We start from the raw sequence: 14,215 nt of genomic DNA, 5'->3' as shown, positions 1-14,215 counted from the left end.
CTGCGCGCGGTCTGCGGCGCTACGGCAGCGGGCCCTTCGTCGGCGGCCCTTCCACCGGGAACGAACCCGACGGGGGCGGCGGCTCGAAGCTGACCAGGACACCCGAGATCAGCTGGTAGAACCCGACGAGGGTGACGACCTCGACCAGCCCCCGCTCGCCGAGAGCGGCACGCGCGCGCGCGGCCGTATCCTCGGGAAGCGTGCGTTGGTGGACGAGCGCGGCGGCCACGTCGTGCGCTGCCAGACCCGCCGCATCGAGCCCTTTCGGCGGCTTTCCGTGCCCGATCGCATCGATGGCGGACTCGGGGACGCCCTCGCGCCGCGCGACCAACCCGTGCACCCACCACTCGAAGTCGGCGCCCCAGGCCCGCGCCACCACCAGCACCGCGACCTCGCGCGCCGCGGGCGCAAGGTCCGTGTCGGTGCGGAGCGCCATCCCCGCCCCTTCGAGGAACCGTCCCACCGCCGGCGTGCGCAGGAAGGCGTCGAAGGGGCCGCTGAGGGTCCCGTCCTCGCGTAGCACGATCGCGCGCGCCGGGCCTTGCCCGCGCGGGCTCTCGAGCACCGCGTCGTACAAGGCGCGCTGGTCGGCGTCGAGGCCGTCGGGCGGAAGCGGCGTGAGCCGCGGGGCGCTCACGACCGAGCCTCGAAGAAGGGCGCGAGGTCCGGTGCCTCGCCGCGGTAGGTGCGCTCGAAGACCTCGGCGTCGGCCACGCCCTCGCGATGCCAGCGGTAGGCCTCTTCGGGATCGAAGAGGTAGCCGAAGAAGTTCTTCGCGAAGTGCCCCTCGGCGAACCAGTCGTTCATCTCGTCGCGCGTCTCGAAGCTGTCGCAGCCCAGCTCGACCTCGTTGCCGTCGGGGTCGTGGTAGTAGAGCGAGAACTGGAAGCCGTGGTTCACGCAGGTCGTCGGCGTGATGTTCGCTTCGTCGCGCAGGCGCGCATAGGTCGTCATCAGGTCGCTGAGCGAATCGAAGAGGTAGGCCCAGTGCGCGACGCCTTCGAGCGCGGGCGGCGCGCGCCCTTCGTCGGGAGCGGGCGCCGGGATGCGCGGGTCCTGGATGATCAGGACGCGGTGGTGCTCGTCGTCGTAGGTGAGGAAGGCGCCGTTCGGAATCTCGAAGAGGGCCTCGGCGTTGAGGACCGTCTTGTACCAGGGCGCCATCTGATCGAAGCGACGGGTGCGGAGCACGATGTGGCTGAAGCGCGCCGGTCGCAGCGGCGCCTGGGCGCCGAATTCGGGGAGCCGGGGATTGGCGATGGGAGGCATGGGGTCTCCGGAGCTGCCCTGCCCCGCTGCTGCCACACCCGCGTGCCGCAGCGCGAAGCAAGCTCATTATTCATCCGAATAATTCCCTCTTGATTTTCGCTTGTCAAGTGAATAATTTGCTTCCGCATGCAACGCGCCACCCAGCGAGAAGAGACCCGCCAGCGAATCGTCGACGCCGCCGTCGAGTGCTTCGCCGCGCTCGGGTTTCGAGGGGCGAGTACCCGCGAGATCGCGCGTCGCGCCGGCGCCAACCAGGGGCTCATCACCTACCACTTCGGGACCAAGGAGGCGCTCTGGCGCGCCGCGGTCACACAGATCTTCGACGCGATGCGCGCGCACCTGGAGCGAGAGCGCGGCGGGCTCCCCGATGGGGATCCGCGCGAGCGCCTGCGCCACACGATCCGCGCCTACGTGCGCTTCGCCGCGGAACGCCCCGAGCTCTTGTGCTTGATGATCGAGGAGGGGAAAACCGACGACGCCCGCATGACGTGGCTCGTCGACAACCACCTGCGGCCGATCGTCGACAGCGTGATGGTGGACGACATGCCGGAACTCGACGACACCCAGCGCGCCCACGCCTACTACGCCCTCGTGGGCGCCGGCTCGGTGATGTTCGCGGTCGCGCCCGAGTGCCGACGCCTGATGGGCATCGACCCGCGACGCGAGGCGGTCGTCGAGGCCCACGCCGATTTCGTGGCGCGGATGCTGGTCCCCTGATCCCCGCCCGGATGCGGGCGGAGCCAGGGCGAACGCGCAGCGGCTGCGGGGCTACTTGCCGACGACGAAGCTGCAGCTCGTGGTGCCGCTGCCGCCGATGTTCAGGGTCTGGACGTTCTTCGCGCCCTCGACCTGATAGGCGCCGGCCTCGCCCTGCACCTGCCAGTAGGCGTCGAGAAGCTGGCGCACGCCGGTGGCGCCCACCGGGTGACCGGCCCCGATCAGCCCACCGCTCGGGTTGATGGGGTGCTTGCCGTCGATCTCGAGCCAGCCCTCTTCCACCGCCTTCCAGCTTTCGCCGGGCTTCGTGATGCCGAAGTGGTCGATCGCCATGTACTCGGAGGTGGTGAAGCAGTCGTGGGTCTCGATCGCGTCGATGCCCGACACGTCCGGGATGCCCGCGCGCTTCATCGCCGACGTCACGGTGCTGCGCACGTGGGGCAACACGTACTCTTCGTTCGCGCTCTCCGCGATCTTGTCGTCGAACTTGAGGCGCGCCGTGTTGTGGCCCCAGCCCTTGATACGCGGGATGTCCTCGAGCTTCTGCCCGGTGCCCTTCGCGTACTTCTCGGCGTAGTCGCGCGACGCCAGGAACACGCAGACTGCGCCGTCGGTCACCTGGGAGCAGTCGGCGATGCGAATGCGCCCGCCGATCGCCGGGTTGTCGTCGGTGCGACAGAGCGCGTGCTCCTTGTTCATGTACCAGGTGCGCGTCTGGGCGTTCGGGTTCAGCTTCGCGTTCGCGTAGTTGATCTTCGAGATCTCGGCGAGGTGCTCGTCCTTCAGGCCGTAGCGCTTGTCGTACTCGTCACCGAGTCGACCGAAGAGCTTCGGGAACGGTGCCTCGACGCCCTCGGCCTCCTGGTCGAACCAGGCGGCGGTGCCCAGGTAGGTACCGCCCTTCCCCGAGTCGACCGTCTTCATCTGCTCGATGCCGACGACGGCCTGGAGGTCGTAGCGACCGGCCTCGATCTCGGCGGAAGCCGCCAGCAGCGCGATGCTGCCCGAGGCGCAGGCCGCCTCGTGGCGACCGGTGGGCAGGCCGCTGAACGCCGGGTGCACCTCCGTGAAGAAGGCGCCCAGGTGGCCCTGCATGCAGTAGAGCTCGGCGGCGAAGTTGCCGACGTGGGCGCTCTCGATCTCTTCGGGAGCGATCTCGGTCCGCTCGAGGGCACCGAGCACCGCCTCGCGCATCAGCGCGGAGAAGTGCTTGTTCTCCTTCGTCCAGTTGCGGGCGAAGTCGGTCATGTAGCCACCGAGGATGTAGACGTCGGAATTCGCGGCCATGGGTTCCTCTTTCGTGGGAGTGAGCGTCCCTTGGAGTGAGTGAGCGTGAGAGTCGGCGGGCGTCGCTAGCTCGCGACGAAGTACTTGCCGATGTTGATGTGGGGGTGCGAGAAGAAGCGCTTCGCGTCGCCGCTACGCGCCGCGCTCGAGAGCGCGGGCGGGACCGGCAGTTCGGCTTCTTCGATGAGCTTGACGGCCGACGCGGCGCCCATCGTGTCGACGAGCACGCCCGGCGGCGCCCAGTTGAAGCCCGCGCCCATGATCCGATCGATCCCGTCGAGATCGTCGGTGACCTCGCCCACCCGGTGGAACGCGTAGCTGATGTAGCCAGCGATCACCTTGCGAGCGAGCGACGCCTCGTCGCCTTCGGCCGCGAGGAAGCGCTGCATGCCCTGGACGTAGCGACCCTGGGAATACAGGTTGGCGACGTCATCGATGTAGGAGAGGTTGGGCAGCGTGAACTCGCTCTCGGGCTTGTAGTCGCCGCTCACCGGGTCGAGCACTGCACGCGTCTTCGTCTTGCGGTCGCGCTGGAAGAAGCCACCGCCCGACTTGTCGCCGAGCACGCCCTTCTCCATCAGCTTGTCCATGTAGGCGGGCAGCTTGAGGGTCTCGCGCGCCTCGTCGTTCGTCTTCTCGTAGACGTTGTCGACGATGGCGCGGTGGATGTCCCAGCCGACGAGGTCGATCGTCGCGAGGGGCGTCAGTGCACGGCCGGTGTAGGGCCCGACGATCCGGTCGACCAGCAGCGGTCCGATCTGCTCGGCGAGCTGCGCGGCTTCGTTCAGCACCTTGAAGCCGACCCGGTTGCCCGCGAAGGCAGGCGTGTCGTGGGTGCGGATCATCTCGCGGCCCAGGCGCACGCGCGAGAAGGCGTCGATGAAATCGACGACCTCCGGGTCGGTGTCGCGACCAGCGATGAGCTCGGTGCCGACGATCACGTTCGGCGGGTTGAAGAAGTGAAGGCCCAGGAAGTTCTTCTTGAACGAGGGGCTGCGACCGTCACAGAGCGTGTTGATCGAGATGCCCGAAGTGACCGTCGCGACGATGCTGTCGTCGCTGCGGGCCGCCTCGACGCGATCGAACATCGCCTTCTTGATCTCGAGGTCTTCGGTGAGCGCTTCGAACACGAGGTCGGCGCCCGCCACCGCGGACTCGAGGTCGTCGTCGTAGTCACCGACCTTCGCGCGGGAGGCCACCGTGGGCGAGCGGACCTGACCGATCGCGGCGTCCAGGCCCTCTTGCGCCTTTTCCTTCGTGCGGGCGAGGAACGTCACCTCGGCCACGGCCTGGGTGAAGAGGGCCGCGCTGCCGTAGCCCATGGTGCCGTTGGCGCCGAGGACGACGACGCGCTCGAGCTTGCGGCTCGCGAGGAGGCGTCGCACTTCGGCGCCGCTTTGGGTGCTGCTTCCGGACATGGGGGAATGTTCTCTCGTGGGAAGGGGTGTCGGGTGAGGCGCACCCACCCAAACGGGACCGACCATCCACGGGCGCGAGTCGGGAGTGGGGGGGCGCGCATGCCCGGAGCCCTCGGGGGCCTGTGCCGGGCGCAGATCCAGGGTGCGCCGCGCGGCGCGTTGCGTCAATGCACCTGTCACCAGTTTCGACCGGAGGTCGGGCGTTTGCGGCGGCTCTGGCCCGCTGCGTCGCGACTCCGAGTCAGCCTCGCGGTGCCGCGCCGGCGCCAGCCCGGCGCGTCCGGCAAGAAGCGTGTATCTCCCTGAGCATCCCCCGCGCGAGACACCCGATTCGGGCCGCCACCGAGGCCACGATCGGCGGGGCAGAAGGAGCGTGCGCGATGCCCGGACCGATGGATGGCGTGAAGGTCGTGGAGATGGGGGTGTGGGTCGCCGGGCCGGCCGCGGGCGGCGTGCTCGCCGACTGGGGCGCCGAGGTCGTCAAGATCGAGCCCCCGGGCATGGGCGACCCGGCCCGCAGCTTCTCCCAGATGCTGGGCGGCGACCTCCCCTTCAACCCGATCTTCGAGAACGACAACCGCAGCAAGCGGTCGATCGTGCTCGACCTCCGCGAGTCGGACGCCCGCGAGATCGCGCTCGAGCTGATCGCCGACGCCGACGTCTTCCTGACCAACATCCGCATGGCCGCGCTCGAACGCCTGGGCCTCGATGCGGCCACGCTGCTGCAGCGCCATCCCCGTCTCGTCTACGGGTTCATCAGCGGCTACGGGCTCGAGGGCCCCGACGCCGCCCGCGCCGCCTACGACATCGCGGGGTTCTGGGCGCGGTCGGGGATCGCGCACATGCTGACCTCCCCGGGCACCCACCCGCCGTTCCAACGGGGCGGGATGGGCGATCACACGGCCGGCCAGTCGCTCGCGGGCGGGATCTCGGCCGCGCTCTTCCACCGCGAACGCACCGGGAAGGGCCAGCTCGTCTCGACCTCGCTGCTCCGCCAGGGCGTCTACACGCTGAGCTTCGACCTGTCGGTGGCGGTGCGCTTCGGCGTGAACATGGGCGTCGCCAAGCGGGAGTCGATGGGGAACCCGTGCATCAACAACTACCAGGACAGCGAGGGACGCTGGTTCTGGATCGTCGGTCTCGAGGGCGATCGCCACTGGCCGCCCCTCTGCCGCGTCGCGGGTCACCCGGAGTGGATCGACGACCCGCGCTTCGCCGACCTCGGCGGCCGCGCGGAGCACGCCGCCGAGATCATCGGTGAGCTCGACCGCGTCTTCGCCACCCGCACCCGCGCCGAGTGGGGGAAGATCTTCGACGCCGAACCCGACATGTGGTGGGCGCCCGTGCAGGACCTCGACGAGGTGATGGCCGATGAGCAGGTCCACGCGGGCGGAGGCTTCGTCGATGTCCCCGATGGCGCTTCGACGACGAAGCTGCCGGCCTCGCCCGTCGACTTCGGCGGCTCGCCCTGGGCCCCGCGCGCGATGGCGCCCGACCACGGGCAGCACACCGAAGCGGTACTCGGGGAGCTGGGGCGCTCGGCGGATCAGATCGCGGACCTGCGCAAACGGGGCGTCGTCGCCTAGAAACGGCCGCACCGGACCTCTGATCCCTCCCCGCGGGGGAAGAAGGTCCGCCCCTGGGCGATTCCAGCGAGTCGAGGTAAAGTGAGGGCTCAATTGGTCCGACCAGTACGGTCCGACCAATCCCCGCCCCGGCCCCTGCGCGCCCGCTGGAGCCATCCTCCGTGTCGACTCACGCTGATCCCCTCGACGCCACCACCTCGGACAAACTGCGTTCGCGGTCCGGGCTCGTCTCGGCCGAACTCCGCGACGAGATCCTGCGCGGCCGCTATCGGGCCGGGGACCGGCTGCCTTCCGAGCGCGACCTGGCCGACCGTTTCTCGGTCCACCGGGGCACCGTCCGGGAAGCGCTGAAGCAACTCGAACAGCTCGGCCTCGCCGAGATCCGTCCGGGGGGAGGGGCCCGGGTCCAACCCCTCGAGAGTGCCAGCCTCGACGTGGTCGCCCATCTGCTCGAGCTGGACGACCCGCCCGAGCCGCGCCTCGTGGATCAGCTGCTGGAAGCCCTCAGCGGACTCTTCGCACTGGCCGCCCGACTGGGCGCCGAGCGCGCCGACGAGACCCAGCGCGATCGGGTGAAGACCCTGTTGCTCCGACTCGAAGACACCGCGCTCGATCTCGACGAGCGCCACGACACCATGCACCAGCTCGGCGACGCCTTCGTCGAGGCCAGCGGCAACCTCGTGCTCCAGCTGGTGCGCCACGGACTGAAGAGCCGCCAGATCTTCGACCGACTCCATGAGCACAACACCTTCCTCGCGCGAGATCGCTCGCCGGCAATCGGAGCGGTCTGGCTCCCCCATCTGCGCGAGGCGCTCGACGCCCGCGACGGTGCGGCGGCCGCGAACGCGGTGCACCAGATGACCCTCGAGTTTCGACGCTTCGCGCGAGAGACCCTCGAAGCGCGACTCCGGAACGAGTCTGACGCCGCGCACGTGAACGGAGTGCGCTGATGGCCGACCGCAAGCGACTCGTCCTGCCCGCGATCGTCGTCGGCATCGCCATCGTCGGCGCCGTGCTCCTGCTCGTGACCGCGCCGCCGGTCGAGAGCGAAGTGCCCGAGCGGACTCTCCTGTCCGTGCGCGTCGTCGAGCCCAGCCCGAAGACCGTCGCCCTGCGCGTGCGGACCCAGGGGACCGTCGCGCCCCGCACCGAGAGCGCGCTGATTCCCCAGGTCTCGGGGCCCGTCGTCTGGGTTTCGCCGAAGCTCGTCTCGGGCGGTTTCTTCGAGGTAGGCGAGCCGCTCCTGCGGATCGATGCCCAGGACTACGAGGCCGCGGTGGCCCGCGCGCGCGCCGCCCTCTCCCGAACCCGTGGCGAGTGGTCCCACGCCTCGTCCGAGCGCAAGCGCCAGGAAGAACTCTCGAAGCGCGACATCGGTTCGGACTCTCAGCTCTCGAACGCACGCCGCGCCGCTCGGGTGGGTTACGCGAACCTCTCGGACGCGCGCGTCGCGCTCGAGCAGGCCGAACGCGACCTCGCCCGCACCGAGCTGTTGGCGCCCTTCGCGGGGCGCGTCCGCGAAGAACGCGTCGACGTCGGGCAGTTCGTGAGTCGGGGAGAGTCGATCGCGACGCTCTACGCCACCGACTACGCCGAGATCCGACTGCCGGTTCCCGACCAGCAGCTCGCCTACCTCGAGCTGCCCGGCCTCGGTCGAAGCAGCGACGAGGAAGGACCGGCCGTGACCCTGCGAGCCCGCTTCGCCGGGGCCGAGCACTCCTGGCAGGGGCGCGTGGTGCGCACCGAGGGCGAGATCGATCCGCAGAGCCGCATGGTCCACGTGATCGCACGGGTGGAAGCGCCCTACGCCCCGAGCGAGACCGGGCGCCCGCCCCTCGCGGTGGGCCTCTTCGTGCGGGCCGAGATCGACGGTCGCCGCGAAGACGACGTGCTGGTCGTGCCCCGGGTCTCGCTCCGCGACGGCGACCGGATGCTTGTGGTCGACACCGAGGACCGACTCCAGCTGCGTCCCGCCCAGGTGCTGCGCATCGATGGCGACGAGGTGATGTTGCGCGCCCGCATCGCGAGCGGTGAGCGGGTGGTCGTGTCGAACCTCCAGACCGCCGTCGAGGGCATGCAGGTCCGGCCCCTGATCGAGGGCCCGCGCTCATGAGCCGGGTCATCGCCTGGTTCGTCCACAACCCGGTCGCCGCCAACCTCCTGATGTTCGTGCTCCTGGCCGGGGGCATGATGGCGCTCCCCCTGATCAACCAGGAGGAGTTTCCGAGCATCGAGACCGACGTGGTGCGGGTGACCGTCGAGTACACCGGCGCCACCCCCGAGGAGATCGAGCGCTCGATCTGCGTGCGGATCGAGGAAGAGATCGAAGGCGTTCCGAACCTCAAACGCGTGCGTTCGACCTCGGTCGAGGGCGTCTGCGCCGTCACGATCGAGGTGGTCGCCGGCGCCGACGTAAACGACGCGTTGGCGGAGGTCGAGAACCGGGTCGATGCCATCGACACCTTCCCGGACGAAGCCGAAAAGCCGATCGTCTCGAAGCTGGTGATCCGCAACACGGTGATCCGCGCGGCCATCCACGGCCACACCGGCGAGCGCACGCTCAAGCTCCTCGGGCAGCAGGCCCGCGACGAGATTGCCGGGCTGCCCGAGGTCTCCCAGGCGAGTCTGACCCATACCCGGCCCTACGAGCTCTCGATCGAGGTTTCCGAGGAGACGCTGCGCCGCCACGGCATCACCCTCGACACGATCGCCGCGGCGGTGCGCCGCTCCTCCCTCGACCTGCCCGGTGGTTCGGTCAAGACGACCGATGGTGAGATCCTGCTGCGCACGAAGGGGCAGGCCTACCAGGGCGAAGAGTTCGAGTCGATCGTGGTGCTGACGCGCAACGACGGGACGAGCGTTCGCCTCGGCGAGATCGCCCGCGTGATCGACGGCTTCGAAGACGTCGACCTCTCGGCCCGCTTCGCGGGCTCGCCGGCCGCCATCGTGAAGGTCGAGCGCATCGGCGACGAGGACATCCTCGACATCGCCGGAGCCGTCAAAGAGTGGACCGTGGGCTTCCGCGAGCGGCTGCCCGAGGGCGTGGAGATCACCCTCTTCAATGACGCTTCCGCGGATCTGGAGGTCCGACTCGACGCCCTGGTGGGCAATGCGCGTTCGGGACTCTTCCTCGTCGTCGCGATCCTGGCGCTGTTCCTGCGCTTCCGGCTCGCCATGTGGGTCGCTGCCGGCGTCCCGATCTCGTTCCTCGGCGCGATCATGATGTTCCCGAGCCTCGACCTCTCGATCAGCACGCTGACGGTGATGGCCTTCATCCTGGTGATCGGGATCCTCGTCGACGACGCCATCGTGATCGGCGAGAGCGTCTACACCCGGGAGGCCACCGCGAAGAACCAGACCGAAGCCGCGATCCTCGGGACCCAGGAGGTCTACGTCCCCGTGATCTTCGGGGTGATGACCACCGTCGCGGCGTTCCTGCCCCTGGTGCTCGCGCCGGGAAACATGGGCCGGTTCTTCAGCGTGATCGGCGTGACGGCTACGATCTGTCTCTTCTTCTCGCTGATCGAATCCCAGCTGATCCTGCCGTGTCACCTCGCGCACCGCCGGACCGAGTCGAGCGCCGGTGAGCCCAACCGCTTCGTCGCGCGTTGGATGCGCTTTCAGGGCTTCATGGGCAACTGGCTCGAGCAGTTCGCCAAGGAACGCTACGGCAGCGCGCTCCACCGTGCGCTCGAGTACCGCTACGTCACCGCGGCGCTCGCGTTGGGCCTGATGATCGTCACGGCCGCCCTCTTCTCCAGTGGCCGCATGCGGTACCAGTTCTTCCCCGACGTCCAGGGGAACGACGTCTTCGCCTCACTGACGCTCCCGCAGGGGACGCCACTCGAAACCGCGCGGGCCGCCGCGAAGGGGCTCGAAGACAGCGCGGTCGAAGTCGCGGCCGGCTTCGAGTCCGAGTATCCCGACGATCCCAACCCCATCGTCCACATGGTCTCCTCGATCGGCGAGAAGCTGGACCGCGACGGCCCCGGCAGCTTCGCCGTGCGCAGCGGGGGGTCCCACATCATCGAGGTGGGCCTGCAGCTGACCACCACGACCCTCCGGTCGTTCGACGCCGTCGAGTTCGCCAACCGCTGGAGGACCCGCGCCGGCGCCTTCCCCGACCAGGTGGAGCTCGTGTTCACCAGCAACGCTTTCTCCGCGGGAGACGCGATCGGGATCGAGCTGCGCGGCGGCAGCGTCGCGACGCGCACCCAGGCCGCGGCCGAGCTCCGGGGTCGACTCGCTTCGTACAAGGGCGTCGTGGACATCGCCGATTCGTTCCGCGGCGGCAAACAAGAGGTGCAGCTCGCCCTCTTCCCCGAGGCGCGCCCCCTCGGCCTGACCCTGCAGGACCTCGCCCGTCAGGTGCGCCAGTCGTTCTACGGCGAGGAAGCCCAGCGGATCCAGCGCGGCCAGGACGACATCAAGGTGATGATCCGCTACCCGGAGAACGAGCGACAGTCCCTCGGCTCCCTCGAAGAGATGCGGATCCGTACGGGAGACGGCGTCGAGGTGCCGTTCGCGGCGGTGGCCGATGCGCAACTCGACCGGGGCTTCGCCACGATCCAGCGCACCGACGGCCAGCGCGTGGTCACCGTCACCGCCGACGTCGATCGCGGCGTCACGACGCCCGAACGTGTCCTCGCCAGCGTCCTCAAGGAGATGCCGTCGTTGCTCGCGGGCTATCCCGGCGTGTCCTACCGCCTCTCGGGTGAACAGGAAGAGAACGCGAGCGCCCTGGCCGGGCTGCTGCGCGGGGCGGTCCTCGCGCTGCTGCTGATCTACGCGCTGCTCGCGATCCCGCTCCAGTCCTACAGCCAGCCCTTCGTGATCATGAGCGTGATCCCCTTCGGCGCCGTGGGCGCGATCCTCGGCCACCTGATCATGGGCTGGGATCTCGTGTTCTTCTCGGTGCTCGGCATCATGGCGCTCTCGGGCGTGGTGGTGAACGCGAGCCTCGTGCTCGTCCACTCGGTAAACCGCCGCCGCGCCGAAGGACTCCACACCGAAGACGCGGTACGCAGCGCCGGGATCGCGCGCTTCCGCCCGATCGTGCTGACCTGCATGACGACCTTCATCGGCCTGGTGCCATTGATGTTCGAAGCGGCACCGCCGGCGATCCCGCTGATCCCGATGGCGATCTCGCTCGGCTACGGCGTGCTGATGTCCGCCGTCGTCACGCTCTTCCTGGTGCCCGCGGGCTACCTGATCCTCGAGGACCTGACCGGAAGTCGAGAGGAGAGCCCGGCCGAAACCCTCGAAGACGTGCGTCCCCTGCCTGTCTCGGCGCGGGCGATCGCCGACTGAAACCGCCCGCTACTTCAGGGGCTGGGTCGCGATCGCGTCGAAGCCGATGTGCAGCTCGACGGCGGCGTCTTCGCGCAGCCAGCGTCCGCCCTCGCGGATGTCCAGAGGGGCCACGTCCAAGGGCAACGCCACGGTCGCGCTCGCGCCCGCATCGAGCGCCACCCGCCGGAAGGCGAGCAGTCGCTTCGGCGGCCGCATGCGCTCGGAACTGGGCACGCTTCCGTAGAGCTGCACCACCGTCGAGCCGGCGCGTGCGCCCCGGTTCGTCACGGTCACCTGCACGGACTCGTCCTGTTGTCTGCAGGTCTCGATCGCGAATTCGGTGTAGCCGAGGCCATAGCCGAAGGGCAGGTGCGGCGCGGTGCCCTGGTGGTCGAGCCACCATTGACCGTGGAGGAGGTCGTAGCGGAACGCGGTCGCGTCCTTGTCGAAGGGCACCAGGTCTTCGTCGCGCACCGGGACCGCGAAGGGAAGTCGCCCGCCGGGCTCGGACGCACCCAGCAGCACGTCGGCCAGGGCATGGCCGCCTTCCATCCCCGGGTACCAGAGCAGGAGCGTCGCCGCCGGCGTCTCGAGCCAGGGCATCACCACCGCGCTGCCGGCCATCACCGCGACGACCACGCGGTCGTGGGCCGCACAGGCGGCCGCGATCAGGGCCTCGTCCTCGGGACGCAGCCGCAGTGAGCTGCGATCGCCCCCGGCGGCGAAGCCGGGCATGCCGCCGTCGGGCGTCGGCTTCGGAGGCGGCGCGACGAAGTCGGGCGGGAACCCCGTCTCGGGGTGGTCCGAGGGCGGGTAGAGGAACGAGAGCTTCTGCATCGCCTCTGGGTCGACGAACTCTCCCTCGTCCTCCTTCGTGTAGCCGACGACGACCACCACCAGATCCGCGTCCGCCGTGATCGTGGTGTCCGCGTTCGCATGGACGACCTCGGCATCGGGCAGCGCGGCCTCCAGGCCCGCGAGCGGCGTGATCACCTCGGGCGGAAAGCCGTTGCTGCTGCCGCCGTCGCCCAGGTTGGGGACCGCTGCCAACCGGCCGAGGACGGCGACACGAGACAGGGCATGCGGCGCGACCGGCAAGAGCGCCCCGCGGTTGCGCAGCAGCACCATCGAAGCGGCCGCGGCTTCGCGGGCCAACGCCCGGTGTTCGGCGCAGGCCACCCGATGCGGCGGCGGTGGCGCGGCGAAGACGTGGGCGAAGCGCAGGAAGGTCGCCAGCGTCTCGACGGCCCGGTCCTCCACCTCGCTCGAGGCCAGCTCGCCCGAGTCGAGCGCGCCCGGGAGGTGGACGGCCCGATGCTGGCGGAAGGGCATCTCGACATTGCAGCCCGCACCGACCGACTTCACCGCATCGCGCAGGCCGAACGCGAAGTCGGTGATCACGAAACCGTCCCAGCCCCACTCGTCGCGCAGGATGTCGCGCAGGAGCACTCGATTCTCACCGCACCATTCGCCGTTCATGGCGTTGTAGCTGCTCATCACGCTCGCGACACCACCGTCGGCGACCCGTTTGAAGTGCGGCAGGTAGGTCTCGTGCAGCGAGCGCTCGTCGACTTCGATATCGACCTGGAAGCGTGCGTTCTCCATCGAGTTCAAGGCGAAGTGCTTCATGCACGCCATCACGTGTTCTTGCAGGCCTTCCGTCAGGGCGAGCGCCATCTCGCCGACGTGGTGCGGATCCTCGCCGTAGGTCTCCTGCGCACGTCCCCACGCGGGGTGACGCAAGAGATTCAGACACACGGCGCCCGTGAAGGTCGCGCCCTGGGCGCGCAGCTCGATGCCGATCGCCCGTCCCACGCGGCGCTCGAGATCGGGATCGAAGCTCGCGCCCCGCGCCATCGACACCGGGAACGCGGTGCACGCGCCGATCACGCAGCCACGCGGACCATCGGAGAAGTCGAGGCCCGGTACGCCGAGCCGCGTGTTCTTCACCGCCGGCCACGGATGGGTGTGGTACCCGCCGCTCGAGAGATCGATGATCCCGGGCCAGAAGGCGATATCTCCGTCGAGACACGCGAGCTGTTCGTCGAGGGACATCTGGTCGACGAGTGCGCGGGCCTCTTGGCGCGGATCGGCGCCCTCCCGGACCCGCCGGGCGGCGGCTTCGAATTCGGTCATGGCCCCAGTATGACGGCCCCGCGTGCTCGGCAGAAGGCCCCACCGGGTCGCGTCACTCGGCGAAGACGGCTTCCTCGTCCAGCTCTTCGATCGCCAGGAAGGCGCCGTCGCTGCCCTTCGCTTCGAGCAGCAGCGCGCTCTCGGTGGCGCGGAAGGTGATCGAGATCGCGCCGTCGGTGCCGTCCTTCACGCTGAACCCACTCACCGCGAAGAGCCCGAGCGAGTGGTTGCCGTCGACGCTGGGAGCGTTGCCCCGGTAGAGGTAGAGCAGGATGTCGATCTGCTCTTCGTCCTCGGTCCCGAACGCAACGGTCTCGGCGCACGGCAATGCACAGGGCACCTCCAGGATCGGCGCTACCTCGCCTGCGTCGAGTTCGAGCCCGACCGCTTCGGACAGGTAGTTGCCCTGGACCGCGGGCGTGTTCGCTTCCACCACGAAAGGCCCACGCTCGGGCCCGCACGCGAGCCAGCCCAAGCAGAGCACGATCGAGAGACGCTGGACCACGACGG

Annotated in this window: 11 protein-coding genes; 5 read left to right on the top strand and 6 right to left on the bottom strand. The window is 69.3% G+C overall.

Annotated features, from left to right (window positions below; translation table 11 throughout):
• Positions 1 to 19 precede the first annotated feature (19 nt).
• Positions 20 to 637 (bottom strand): carboxymuconolactone decarboxylase family protein, encoded by a 618-nt coding sequence (locus tag AAF430_00680; protein ID MEM7408732.1) that lies wholly within the window; start codon positions 635 to 637, stop codon positions 20 to 22.
• Positions 634 to 1,269: a VOC family protein gene (locus AAF430_00675; GenBank protein ID MEM7408731.1), complete on the bottom strand. Its 636-nt coding sequence runs from the start codon at positions 1,267 to 1,269 to the stop codon at positions 634 to 636. Before AAF430_00675 ends, AAF430_00680 begins: the two co-directional genes overlap by 4 nt.
• 126 nt (positions 1,270 to 1,395) lie before the next feature.
• Between AAF430_00675 and AAF430_00670 the strand changes: the two genes are divergently transcribed.
• Entirely contained in the window at positions 1,396 to 1,986 is a 591-nt protein-coding gene (locus tag AAF430_00670; GenBank protein MEM7408730.1) for a TetR/AcrR family transcriptional regulator, read from the top strand.
• A gap of 51 nt (positions 1,987 to 2,037) precedes the next feature.
• On the opposite strand, the gene AAF430_00665 is transcribed toward AAF430_00670, so the two are convergent.
• Together AAF430_00665 and AAF430_00660 are read right to left on the bottom strand one after the other, a co-directional pair.
• On the bottom strand, positions 2,038 to 3,273 hold the full coding sequence (locus AAF430_00665) for an acetyl-CoA acetyltransferase (GenBank protein ID MEM7408729.1): 1,236 nt from the start codon (positions 3,271 to 3,273) through the stop codon (positions 2,038 to 2,040).
• A 65-nt stretch (positions 3,274 to 3,338) separates the two neighbouring features.
• Entirely contained in the window at positions 3,339 to 4,691 is a 1,353-nt protein-coding gene (locus tag AAF430_00660; protein MEM7408728.1) for a 3-hydroxyacyl-CoA dehydrogenase family protein, read from the bottom strand.
• Positions 4,692 to 5,071: 380 nt separating this feature from the next.
• On the opposite strand from AAF430_00660, the gene AAF430_00655 reads away from it, so the two are divergent.
• The 4 genes from AAF430_00655 to AAF430_00640 all read left to right on the top strand — a co-directional run bounded on the left by AAF430_00655 (position 5,072) and on the right by AAF430_00640 (position 11,587).
• Positions 5,072 to 6,277: a CoA transferase gene (locus AAF430_00655; protein ID MEM7408727.1), complete on the top strand. Its 1,206-nt coding sequence runs from the start codon at positions 5,072 to 5,074 to the stop codon at positions 6,275 to 6,277.
• Between the two features lie 161 nt (positions 6,278 to 6,438).
• A complete protein-coding gene (locus AAF430_00650; GenBank protein ID MEM7408726.1) occupies positions 6,439 to 7,227 on the top strand; it encodes a GntR family transcriptional regulator in 789 nt (262 codons plus the stop codon).
• A complete protein-coding gene (locus AAF430_00645) occupies positions 7,227 to 8,390 on the top strand; it encodes an efflux RND transporter periplasmic adaptor subunit (GenBank protein ID MEM7408725.1) in 1,164 nt (387 codons plus the stop codon). Before AAF430_00650 ends, AAF430_00645 begins: the two co-directional genes overlap by 1 nt.
• On the top strand, positions 8,387 to 11,587 hold the full coding sequence (locus AAF430_00640) for an efflux RND transporter permease subunit (protein MEM7408724.1): 3,201 nt from the start codon (positions 8,387 to 8,389) through the stop codon (positions 11,585 to 11,587). Before AAF430_00645 ends, AAF430_00640 begins: the two co-directional genes overlap by 4 nt.
• 9 nt (positions 11,588 to 11,596) lie before the next feature.
• Here AAF430_00640 and AAF430_00635 read toward each other — a convergent pair whose 3' ends face one another.
• Positions 11,597 to 13,705 (bottom strand): glycoside hydrolase family 3 N-terminal domain-containing protein, encoded by a 2,109-nt coding sequence (locus tag AAF430_00635; protein ID MEM7408723.1) that lies wholly within the window; start codon positions 13,703 to 13,705, stop codon positions 11,597 to 11,599.
• A 52-nt stretch (positions 13,706 to 13,757) separates the two neighbouring features.
• On the bottom strand, positions 13,758 to 14,210 hold the full coding sequence (locus AAF430_00630; protein ID MEM7408722.1) for a hypothetical protein: 453 nt from the start codon (positions 14,208 to 14,210) through the stop codon (positions 13,758 to 13,760).
• Positions 14,211 to 14,215: the final 5 nt, after the last annotated feature.

It is taken from the genome of Myxococcota bacterium, assembly GCA_039030075.1.
GTDB lineage: Bacteria > Myxococcota_A > UBA9160 > UBA9160 > SMWR01 > JAHEJV01.
This window is presented reverse-complemented; position numbering and strand designations above follow the sequence as displayed.

Excerpts from the sequence above, each read along its gene's own strand:
- AAF430_00675 (MEM7408731.1), bottom strand. The coding sequence starts at position 1,269 with ATGCCTCCCATCGCCAATCCCCGGCTCCCCGAATTCGGCGCCCAGGCG.
- AAF430_00670 (MEM7408730.1), top strand. The coding sequence starts at position 1,396 with ATGCAACGCGCCACCCAGCGAGAAGAGACCCGCCAGCGAATCGTCGAC.
- AAF430_00665 (MEM7408729.1), bottom strand. The coding sequence starts at position 3,273 with ATGGCCGCGAATTCCGACGTCTACATCCTCGGTGGCTACATGACCGAC.
- AAF430_00660 (MEM7408728.1), bottom strand. The coding sequence starts at position 4,691 with ATGTCCGGAAGCAGCACCCAAAGCGGCGCCGAAGTGCGACGCCTCCTC.
- AAF430_00655 (MEM7408727.1), top strand. The coding sequence starts at position 5,072 with ATGCCCGGACCGATGGATGGCGTGAAGGTCGTGGAGATGGGGGTGTGG.
- AAF430_00645 (MEM7408725.1), top strand. The coding sequence starts at position 7,227 with ATGGCCGACCGCAAGCGACTCGTCCTGCCCGCGATCGTCGTCGGCATC.
- AAF430_00640 (MEM7408724.1), top strand. The coding sequence starts at position 8,387 with ATGAGCCGGGTCATCGCCTGGTTCGTCCACAACCCGGTCGCCGCCAAC.
- AAF430_00635 (MEM7408723.1), bottom strand. The coding sequence starts at position 13,705 with ATGACCGAATTCGAAGCCGCCGCCCGGCGGGTCCGGGAGGGCGCCGAT.